Source organism: Streptomyces niphimycinicus, from assembly GCF_018883605.1.
In the GTDB taxonomy this organism is placed as follows: Bacteria; Actinomycetota; Actinomycetes; order Streptomycetales; family Streptomycetaceae; genus Streptomyces; species Streptomyces niphimycinicus.
The window spans coordinates 1-7,909 of record NZ_JAHLEM010000434.1; the positions used below are offsets into that span (position 1 = coordinate 1).

Genomic DNA, 7,909 nt, shown 5'->3' on the forward strand with positions numbered 1-7,909 from the left:
CCGTTCAGAACGTCTGGAGCGTGACGAGGACGACCCGGCGCTGCTCGCCCTCGCCCGCCACCTCGATCCGCACCCGCTGGCCCGGGCGCAGCATCCGCAGCCCCCCGGCGTCGAAGGCCGCGGTGTCGAACGGCAGCGGGGTGCCGTCGTCGAGCAGCACGCTGCCGGCGCGGGTCTCGGGGTCGTACGTATAGGCGGTTCCCTGCATGTCCGCCAGCCTAGCCCTGGTGCGGGCGCCCACGCCCAGGGCCACCGCCGCGCGCAGATCCCCGGCCGTGTCCACATCGCGCCGCACCGAGTCCACCCCCGCCAGCTCGATCTCCCGCGCCCCCGACGCCCGGTGCCGGGCCCGTGAGGGGCCCCCGAAGGCGGGCGCCAGGTCGGCGCCGGGCGCCGCCGAGAGGAGGGTCGTGCCCACCCCCGCGGCATCCGCCACAAAGGCGCGAGAGAAGCCGGAAGCGGCCTCGAGCACCAAGTCGAGCTCCACGGTCCGCAGCGCCGGGAGATCGGCGTTCATCGCCGCCACGGCGGCCCCCGGGCGCTCCCCGCGGACGGCGAGGGCGCCGTGCGTCAGCGCCGCGTTCAGCCCGCGCCCCGGGGAGTCGGGCAGGATCCGGGCGCCGAGGGCGGACAGCTCACGTCCGGCGAGCGGGTCGTCGGTGACGACGGTCACCCCCCGCACCCAGCGGCTCGCCAGCGCCGCGTCCACCGTGTCCTGCGCGAACGCCAGCGCGAGCGAGGCCCGCAGGCCGTCCCCCGCGGCGTCGGAGAGCCTGGTCTTCGCCCGCGACAAGGGCTTCAGCGGCACCACGAGGGTCCAGGTCACAGGGGCTCCGTTTCTTCCCACGGGCCTCATTCTGACCTGCTGCCCGGCTCGCCGAAGACGTGCGGGGTTACGGTGTTCTCGACAGACAGGTTGCCTGGAGCGACACTTGTGCGGCTGCCGGGGACGACAGCAAGCCAGCAGGTCAGCAGGGTCCAAGAGAGGATGTTCCGAGTGTCCGGCCGCAGAATCGGCTTCTGGTACCGCACGGCAGCGGTCTTGTGCAAACCGCCGCTGGTGGTTCTGTTCAAGCGGGACTGGCACGGAATGGAGCACATTCCGGCCGACGGTGGATTTATCACCGCGATCAATCACAACTCGTATCTCGACCCCCTCTCCTACGCGCACTTCCAGTACAACACCGGCAGGGTGCCGCGCTTCCTCGCCAAGGCCGCCCTCTTCCGGGGCGGCTTCATGGGCGCCATGCTCCGCGGCACCGGCCAGATCCCCGTCTACCGCGAGTCCACCGACGCCGCCAACGCCTTCCGGGCCGCCGTGGACGCCATCAACAAGGGCGAGTGCGTGGCCTTCTACCCCGAGGGCACCCTCACCCGCGACCCCGACATGTGGCCCATGCGCGGAAAGACCGGTGCGGCGCGGGTCGCGCTGGTCACCAAGGCCCCCGTCATCCCCGTCGCCCAGTGGGGCGCCAACGAGGCCGTGCCGCCGTACGCCAAGAAGAAGCGGGTCCGCCTCTTCCCGCGCAAGACCCTCAAGGTGCTCGCCGGCCCGCCGGTGGACCTGTCCGGGTTCTACGGCCAGGAGCCCACCGCGGAGGTCCTCCGGGCGGCCACCGACGTCATCATGGAAGCCATCACCGACCTCCTCTCCGAGGTGCGCGGCGAGCCCGCGCCCGCTCACCGGCCCGACCGGCCCACCAGTACCAGTACCAGCACCGACGGCCCGCCGCTCCCGCTGGCCGATGAGGAGAGCAAGTGACGCGCTGCGCCGTCTTCGGCACCGGCTCCTGGGGCACCGCCTTCGCGATGGTGCTCGCCGACGCCGGCTGCGAGGTGACGCTGTGGGGCCGCCGGCCCGGTCTCGTCGAGGCCATCAACACCGGCCGCACCAATCCCGACTACTTCCCCGGGGTACGGCTCCCCGACGGGGTGCGGGCCACCACCGACCCGGCCGAGGCCGCGGCCGGCGCGGAGTTCACCGTCTTCTCGGTGCCCTCCCAGACGCTGCGCGGCAACCTCTCCGAATGGGCCCCGCTGCTGGCCGCCGACACCGTGCTGGTCTCCCTGATGAAGGGCGTCGAACTCGGCACGGCCAAGCGGATGAGCGAGGTCGTCCAGGAGGTCGCCAAGGCGCCCGCGGAGCGCGTCGCGGTGCTCACCGGGCCCAACCTGGCCAAGGAGATCGCCGCCCGGCAGCCCGCCGCCTCCGTGGTGGCCTGCCCCGACGAGAGCGTGGCCCGCCGCCTCCAGACCGCCTGCCACACCGCGTACTTCCGCCCGTACACCAACACCGACGTGGTCGGCTGCGAGCTGGGCGGCGCGGTGAAGAACGTCATCGCGCTGGCCGTGGGCATCGCCGACGGCATGGGGCTCGGCGACAACACCAAGGCGTCGCTCATCACCCGCGGCCTCGCCGAAACGACCCGGCTGGGCCTGGCGATGGGCGCCGACGCGCACACCTTCGCCGGCCTCGCGGGCATGGGCGACCTCGTCGCCACCTGCTCCTCCCCGCTCTCCCGCAACCACACCTTCGGCACCAACCTGGGACGCGGGATGACACTGGAGGAGACCATCGCGGTCACCAAGCAGACCGCGGAGGGCGTCAAGTCGTGCGAGTCCGTGCTGGATCTCGCCCGCCGCTTCGACGTCGACATGCCCATCACCGAGACCGTCGTCGAGATCGTGCACGACGGCAAACAGCCGCTTGTCGCACTCAAAGAGCTGATGTCCCGCAGCGCCAAGGCCGAGCGGCACTGACGCCGCGCGGACCGCAAGGTAATCTCAACGCGATATGAGCAGCCAGACCCCTTCCCCAGGCCCTGTCCCGGCTTCTTCCGGAGACGGGCGGCACAAGCCGCGCGTCGCCGTCGTCTTCGGCGGCCGCAGCTCCGAGCACGCCATCTCGGTGGTCACCGCGGGCGCCGTGCTGCGCGCCATCGACCGCGAGAAGTACGACGTGCTGCCGATCGGCATCACCGCTGACGGCCGTTGGGCGCTGACCGCCGACGAGCCCGAGCGGATGGCCATCGCCAACCGCGAGCTGCCCAGCGTCGAACGGCTCGCCGAGTCCGGCGAGGGTTCGGTCGTCCTCCCGGTCGACCCGGGGAACCGCGAGGTCGTCTACAGCGAGCCGGGGTCGGTGCCCAAGGCGCTGGGCGACGTCGACGTCGTCTTCCCCATGCTGCACGGCCCGTACGGCGAGGACGGCACCCTCCAGGGCCTGCTGGAGCTGTCCGGGGTGCCGTATGTGGGCGCCGGGGTGCTCGCCTCCGCCGTGGGCATGGACAAGGAGTACATGAAGCGGGTGTTCGTCTCCTTCGGGCTGCCCGTCGGCCCGTACGAGGTGATCCGCCCCCGGGAGTGGCAGCAGGAACCTTCCGCCGCCCGCCGCAGGATCGTGGAGTTCGCCGCGGAGCACGGCTGGCCGCTCTTCGTGAAGCCCGCGCGGGCCGGCTCGTCCATCGGCATCACCAAGGTCGAGGGCCCGGCCGAGCTGGACGAGGCCATCGAGGAGGCCCGGCGCCACGACCCGAAGGTCATCGTGGAGGCGCTGCTGCGCGGCCGCGAGATCGAATGCGGGGTGCTGGAGTACGAGGACGGGCCGCGCGCGAGCCTGCCCGCCGAGATCCCGCCGGTCTCCTCCCACGCCTTCTACGACTTCGAGGCGAAGTACATCGACTCGGCGGCCGGTATCGTGCCCGCGCCGCTCACCGAGGAGCAGACCCGGCGGGTCCAGGAGCTGGCCGTGGCCGCCTTCGACGCGGCGTCCTGCGAGGGGCTGGTCCGGGCCGACTTCTTCCTGCTGGACAGCGGCGAGTTCGTGATCAACGAGATCAACACCATGCCCGGCTTCACCCCGATCTCGATGTACCCGCGCATGTGGCAGGAGAGCGGTGTGAGCTACCCCGAGCTGGTGGACCGGCTGCTTCAGGCCGCGCTGCGCCGCTCGACGGGGCTGCGCTAGGACCTGGGCTCCAGGCCCCTAGGCGACGCCCTTGGGCACCGTCTTCTTGACGGCCTCGGCGAAGTCGATCAGGGCGTTGATCTCGGGGGCGTACTTCTTGGGCACGGTCACCTCGACATACGCCCGGCGCAGTACGGTGGTGAAGCGGTAGCCGTCCTTTCGCTTCTCCGGCAGCCACTCGACGCCGTTCACCCCGGCCGAATCGGTCGTGGAGCCCATGGCCGCCGGCCGGGGGACCCCGCAGCGCAGTCGCACGGCGGGGTCCCCCCACACGGCTGTGTAGTCCGAGGCGGGCTTGGTGGTGCCCCGCTTCAGCCCGTTCACGGTGGTGGGGAGTTCCTTGTGGAGCGCCCGGCACACCGCCGCCGCCTGTGCGGACGGCGAGGGAACCGCGAGCGCCACGCTGTCGTCGGAATCCCCGATGAAGGAGCAACCGGCCAGCGGCACCAGGGCCAGCGCCATGGTGGCGGAGAGCGGAACGAGCCTTCGGGTGAGACTACGGTGTGCGCAATTCACCCGCCGAGCATACGGGGGAGCTAGAGATGGACGACCGGGCAGGTCAGGGTGCGAGTGATGCCTTCGACTTGCTGGACTTTCGCGACCACCATGCGGCCGAGTTCATCGACCGTGTCGGCCTGGGCGCGGACGATCACGTCGTAAGGGCCCGTGACGTCCTCCGCCTGTATCACCCCGGGGAGCTTGGCGATGACGTCGGCCACGGTCGAGGCCTTGCCGACCTCGGTTTGGATCAGGATGTACGCCTGTACCACGGAACCTCCAGGGCGGCTACGAGGATCATGTGGGGAGAAGGGACGCCACGGTACCGCGTCGCCATGCGGCGCGGGGAGACCCGCGCGGGGAGCGCGGCGCGGCGGGCAAGCGGCCACGAGCACGAAGGGGCGATGGGATGAAGGGCACCGTGGGCGAGTTGGGGGAGTTCGGGCTCATCAGAGAGCTCACCTCCCGGCTCACCACCACCCCGGCGGTGAGGTTGGGGCCCGGTGACGATGCCGCGGTCGTGGCCGCGCCCGACCGGAGGGTTGTGGCCAGTACGGATGTCCTGCTGGAGGGCAGGCACTTCCGCAGGGACTGGTCCACCGCCTATGACGTCGGCCGTAAGGCCGCGGCCCAGAACCTGGCCGACATCGCGGCCATGGGCGCGGTGCCGACCGCGCTGCTGCTCGGCCTGGTGGTCCCCGCCGATCTGCCGGTGACCTGGCCGGCCGAGCTGATGGACGGCATCCGTGACGAATGCCAGGTCGCGGGCGCGGCCGTGGTCGGCGGCGATGTGGTGCGCGGGGACACCATCACCGTGGCCATCACCGCCCTGGGCGATCTGCGCAACCATGAGCCGGTCACCCGATCCGGTGCCCAGCCCGGCGATGTTGTCGCCGTCACCGGGTGGCTGGGGTGGTCGGCGGCCGGACACGCGGTGCTCTCACGCGGCTTCCGCTCGCCGCGGGCCTTCGTCGAGGCGCACCGCCGGCCGGAGCCGCCGTACCACGCCGGTCCCGCCGCCGCCGGGCTCGGCGCGACGGCCATGACCGATGTGAGCGACGGGCTGGTGGCCGACCTCGGGCATATCGCGGAGGCCAGCAAGGTCCGTATCGATCTGCGCTCGGGGGACATCGACATCCCCTCGCAGATGTCGGACATCGGTCAGGCGGTGGGCGTCGATCCGCTTCAGTGGGTGCTCAGCGGGGGAGAGGACCACGCGATCGTGGCCACCTTTCCGCCCGACGCCAAGCTTCCGGCCCGCTGGAAGGTGATCGGCGAGGTGCTGAACCCCTCGGCGCTGCCCCAGGTGACGGTGGACGGAGCCCCGTGGGCCCATGGCGGGTGGGACCACTTCGGCGACAGTAAGGGTGCCGAGTGACGGTAAGGGCGACGCCGGGTCGGAGATAGGGGCGTCGAATCGGCGGTAAGGGCGTCGAGTCCGCCGTAAGAGCGTCGAGTCCGCCGTAAGGGCGTCGAGTCGTTGGTAGGGAGCCCGCGTCGGCGGTAAGGGCGCGAGGGGGGACATCGGGGGCGCGGGGGCGGCGAGTAGATTCGGCCCCATGGTCCAGCCTCCTCGTATCCCCCGCCCCTCCCATGACGGCTCGGCGCCCGTGCGCGTCCTCACCGTCGCCGGATCGGACTCCGGCGGCGGTGCGGGTATCCAGGCCGATCTGAAGACCATGCTGGCCCTGGGCGCCCACGGCATGAGCGTGATCACCGCGGTGACGGCGCAGAACTCCCTGGGCGTCCAGGGCGCCTGGGAGCTGCCCGCCGAGGCCGTACGGGCCCAGTTCCGGAGTGTGGCCGACGACATCGGCGTCCAGGCGGTCAAGACCGGCATGCTGGCGACCGCCGAACTGGTCGAGACCGTCGCCGCGCTGCTCGCGGAGCTGCCCGCGCCGGTGGTCGTCGATCCGGTCGGGGTCTCCAAGCACGGCGATCCGCTGCTGGCCGCCGAGGCGCTCGACGCGGTCCGTACGAAGCTGCTGCCGACCGCGACCGTCGCCACGCCCAACCTGGACGAGGTGGCCCAGCTCACCGGCGTCCGGGTGGAGTCGGAGGACGATCAGCGGCGCGCGGCCGGGGCGGTGCTGGGCCACGGCCCGCGCTGGGCGCTGATCAAGGGCGGCCATCTGCCCGGCGGCGAGGCGGTGGATCTGCTCACGGACGGCACCGAGGAGCACTGGCTGCGGGCGCCCCGCCACGACAACCGCCATACGCACGGCACGGGATGCACTCTCGCCGCGGCGATCGCCACATATCTGGCGGGCGGATACGAGGTCCCTGAGGCCGTCGCGGCGGCCAAGGAGTACGTCACGGGCGCCATCGCGGCGGGCTTCCCCCTGGGCGCGGGCATCGGCCCGGTCGACCACGGGTGGTCGCGGGGATGACGGACGCGGTGCGTGCGTGAGGGCACGCGAAAAGGCCGGTCCACATCCATGGTGGACCGGCCTCGGCGTACCGGATCCCGCTCGCGCGGGGAGGCCGTGCGACTAGACGACTAGCGCGAAACCTTGCCGGCCTTGATGCACGAGGTGCAGACGTTGAGCCGCTTCGGGGTACGACCGACCACAGCGCGCACCGTCTGGATGTTGGGGTTCCAACGACGGCGGGTGCGGCGGTGCGAGTGCGAGATGTTGTTGCCGAAGCCCGGCCCCTTGCCGCAGACGTCGCAGTTGGCAGCCACGGGTTACTCCAAAGACGGGTCACCCTCGCTTCCCGCGAGGAGACAGGACACTGAACGGATGCCCCGGACGTTGCCTGGATCGTGGAAGATCGGCGGCGCCTGGGGGGAATGGCCCGATTCGCATCGGGCAACCGGAGCAGCATACAACGGCCACTCCCGTACAACGAAACTATCATGGCTGGCCCGGCACCCGCCGAGGGCGGCGACTACCCTGCGGTGACGCGATGCCCGCCCCCGCCCCAGCACCCTCCGAGGAGGACGTTACGTGCCGCACACGCTCGACGCCGATGCGGTACGGACCTGGTGCGGACTCGCGCTGGACGCGCTGGGCCGGGCCCGCGCGGACATCGACGCGATCAACGTCTATCCGGTCGCGGACGGGGACACCGGCACCAATCTGTATCTGACCGTCGAGTCCGCCGCCCGGGCCGTCGACGCCGCCTTCGACGGCCACGCCGCCTCGGCCGCCGCCTCCCGCCCCACCCTCGCCGATGTGGTGCGCGCCATGGCCCATGGCGCGCTGATCGGCGCGCGGGGCAACTCCGGGACGATCCTGGCGCAGCTTCTGCGCGGCATGGCGGACGTCCTGGCCGACGGTCCGGCGCAGGGGGGCCCGGCGCAGGGGAGCCCGGGCGCGGACGAGGCGGACGGGCTGCGGCTGGCGCTGCGCCGCGCGGCCGACCTCGCCTACCTGGCCGTCGCCCACCCCGTCGAAGGCACCGTCCTTACGGTCGCCGTGGCCGCCGCGGAGGGCGCGG

At 72.0% G+C, this 7,909-nt stretch carries 8 protein-coding genes and 2 pseudogenes; 6 read left to right on the plus strand and 4 right to left on the minus strand.

Going from position 1 to position 7,909, the window contains the following annotated elements:
• Positions 1–211 precede the first annotated feature (211 nt).
• Positions 212–826 (minus strand): annotated as a pseudogene (gene cofC, locus KN815_RS31795) (2-phospho-L-lactate guanylyltransferase); the annotation flags it as partial.
• Between the two features lie 171 nt (positions 827–997).
• Here cofC and KN815_RS31800 point away from each other — a divergent pair.
• From KN815_RS31800 to KN815_RS31810, 3 genes are read left to right on the plus strand one after another with little or no spacing between them, the layout of a single operon-like run.
• On the plus strand, positions 998–1,762 hold the full coding sequence (locus KN815_RS31800) for a lysophospholipid acyltransferase family protein (protein WP_216345321.1): 765 nt from the start codon (positions 998–1,000) through the stop codon (positions 1,760–1,762).
• The gene (locus tag KN815_RS31805; RefSeq protein ID WP_216345322.1) at positions 1,759–2,760 is read left to right on the plus strand and encodes an NAD(P)H-dependent glycerol-3-phosphate dehydrogenase; all 1,002 of its coding nucleotides are present in this window, start codon (positions 1,759–1,761) and stop codon (positions 2,758–2,760) included. Before KN815_RS31800 ends, KN815_RS31805 begins: the two co-directional genes overlap by 4 nt.
• Positions 2,761–2,794: 34 nt before the next feature.
• Positions 2,795–3,967, plus strand: a complete 1,173-nt coding sequence (locus KN815_RS31810) for a D-alanine--D-alanine ligase family protein (protein ID WP_216345323.1) — start codon at positions 2,795–2,797, stop codon at positions 3,965–3,967.
• Between the two features lie 18 nt (positions 3,968–3,985).
• On the opposite strand, the gene KN815_RS31815 is transcribed toward KN815_RS31810, so the two are convergent.
• Together KN815_RS31815 and KN815_RS31820 are read right to left on the minus strand one after the other, a co-directional pair.
• A complete protein-coding gene (locus KN815_RS31815; RefSeq protein ID WP_216345324.1) occupies positions 3,986–4,429 on the minus strand; it encodes a DUF3515 domain-containing protein in 444 nt (147 codons plus the stop codon).
• A gap of 74 nt (positions 4,430–4,503) precedes the next feature.
• On the minus strand, positions 4,504–4,737 hold the full coding sequence (locus KN815_RS31820) for an Lrp/AsnC family transcriptional regulator (protein ID WP_014055158.1): 234 nt from the start codon (positions 4,735–4,737) through the stop codon (positions 4,504–4,506).
• Positions 4,738–4,874: 137 nt separating this feature from the next.
• On the opposite strand from KN815_RS31820, the gene KN815_RS31825 reads away from it, so the two are divergent.
• Together KN815_RS31825 and thiD are read left to right on the plus strand one after the other, a co-directional pair.
• On the plus strand, positions 4,875–5,843 hold the full coding sequence (locus KN815_RS31825) for a thiamine-phosphate kinase (RefSeq protein WP_216345325.1): 969 nt from the start codon (positions 4,875–4,877) through the stop codon (positions 5,841–5,843).
• Positions 5,844–6,024: 181 nt separating this feature from the next.
• Positions 6,025–6,855 (plus strand): bifunctional hydroxymethylpyrimidine kinase/phosphomethylpyrimidine kinase, encoded by an 831-nt coding sequence (gene thiD, locus KN815_RS31830; protein ID WP_216345326.1) that lies wholly within the window; start codon positions 6,025–6,027, stop codon positions 6,853–6,855.
• Positions 6,856–7,040: 185 nt separating this feature from the next.
• On the opposite strand, the pseudogene rpmB reads toward thiD, so the two are convergent.
• Positions 7,041–7,151: pseudogene (gene rpmB, locus KN815_RS52610) on the minus strand (50S ribosomal protein L28); the annotation flags it as partial.
• Positions 7,152–7,416: 265 nt separating this feature from the next.
• Here rpmB and KN815_RS31840 point away from each other — a divergent pair.
• Positions 7,417–7,909 (plus strand): DAK2 domain-containing protein (locus KN815_RS31840; protein ID WP_216345327.1); only part of this gene is annotated, 493 nt, incomplete at its 3' end.

Bases quoted from the DNA above. Each gene is read 5' to 3' on its own strand.
- KN815_RS31825 (WP_216345325.1), top strand. From the start codon at position 4,875: ATGAAGGGCACCGTGGGCGAGTTGGGGGAGTTCGGGCTCATCAGAGAG.
- KN815_RS31810 (WP_216345323.1), top strand. From the start codon at position 2,795: ATGAGCAGCCAGACCCCTTCCCCAGGCCCTGTCCCGGCTTCTTCCGGA.
- KN815_RS31815 (WP_216345324.1), bottom strand. From the start codon at position 4,429: ATGGCGCTGGCCCTGGTGCCGCTGGCCGGTTGCTCCTTCATCGGGGAT.
- thiD (WP_216345326.1), top strand. From the start codon at position 6,025: ATGGTCCAGCCTCCTCGTATCCCCCGCCCCTCCCATGACGGCTCGGCG.